The sequence below is a fragment of the Methylobacterium sp. J-001 genome (assembly GCF_022829565.1).
Lineage (GTDB): Bacteria > Pseudomonadota > Alphaproteobacteria > Rhizobiales > Beijerinckiaceae > Methylobacterium.
The window spans coordinates 2501-3681 of record NZ_JAKSYN010000052.1; the positions used below are offsets into that span (position 1 = coordinate 2501).

The 1181-nt window shown below is 59.3% G+C and carries 2 tRNA genes and 2 rRNA genes (1 of these 4 cut by a window edge); all 4 read right to left on the reverse strand.

Annotated features, from left to right (window positions below):
* Positions 1-343: ribosomal RNA gene (locus MKK65_RS05670) — 23S ribosomal RNA — on the reverse strand; it reaches 2465 nt to the left of the window's first position.
* Positions 344-663: 320 nt separating this feature from the next.
* Positions 664-739: transfer RNA gene (locus tag MKK65_RS05675), tRNA-Ala, on the reverse strand.
* 36 nt (positions 740-775) lie between these two features.
* A tRNA-Ile gene (locus tag MKK65_RS05680) sits at positions 776-852 on the reverse strand.
* Positions 853-1053: 201 nt separating this feature from the next.
* A 16S ribosomal RNA gene (locus tag MKK65_RS05685) occupies positions 1054-1181 on the reverse strand; the annotation flags it as partial.

Genomic DNA, 1181 nt, shown 5'->3' on the forward strand with positions numbered 1-1181 from the left:
CCGGTAAACTCACCACAGGCACTGGCCTGATCCGCGTTCGCTCGCCACTACTGACGGAGTCTCGTTGATGTCCTTTCCTCCGGGTACTGAGATGTTTCAGTTCCCCGGGTTCGCTTCAAACCCCTATGGATTCAGGATTTGATACCTTCATGTGACCAACCGTATTGAGAGTTCAGGCTCACGCCTGAACCCACAATACGGAAGGTCGAAGGTGGGTTTCCCCATTCGGAAATCCCTGGATCAAAGCTCGTTCGCAGCTCCCCAAGGCTTATCGCAGCGTACCACGTCCTTCATCGCCTCTCAGCGCCAAGGCATCCACCGAATGCTCTTAAGACACTTGATCGCTCTCGTGATCGATGTCCGCCGATCGGCAGCCATTCGGCTGTCGATCGCGACACGGTCACAAAAAGACCAGTGATCGGATCGTTTCCGATCCAATCACCGTATGCTTGCCGAACATGACCGCCGGGGCTGACGCTTTCGCGCCCCCAACGGCCACATTCCCTCTTCACGATGTCACTGATGTCTTCGCCAGACGGCGCGACCGACCGAACCTTACGGTTCTCATCGATCGTCTGCCGCGGCAAACTGTGTTCCAGATAGCCAGGCTCGACACCCTCTCTCAGGCGGCAGCCGCTACAGCGGCGCCAACTCCCAAAAGAATGGTGGAGCCAGACGGGATCGAACCGACGACCTCATGCTTGCAAAGCACGCGCTCTCCCAACTGAGCTATGGCCCCAAGGGGTCAGCGCCGATAGTCGAGCGTCCCGTGTCGTGGTGGGCCTGGGACGACTCGAACGTCCGACCTCACCCTTATCAGGGGTGCGCTCTAACCACCTGAGCTACAGGCCCAGAGCGATCGAGGCGCGCCGCCCGGCAAAGCCGGAGCAGAGCGCCGATCGCGCTATCTGGTGAGGAAGAGAAACGAGGACGGCGCCTGTCCCGCCAAATGGGTTCTGACTGAACCCTGTATCTAAATGATCTTCGATGGATGAACTGACGTTCGCTGGGTGCCGGCGGAGCCGGCGCCCATGTCCAAGAAAGAATCCTTAGAAAGGAGGTGATCCAGCCGCAGGTTCCCCTACGGCTACCTTGTTACGACTTCACCCCAGTCGCTGACCCTACCGTGGTCGCCTGCCTCCTTGCGGTTGGCGCAGCGCCGTCGGGTAAGACCAACTCCC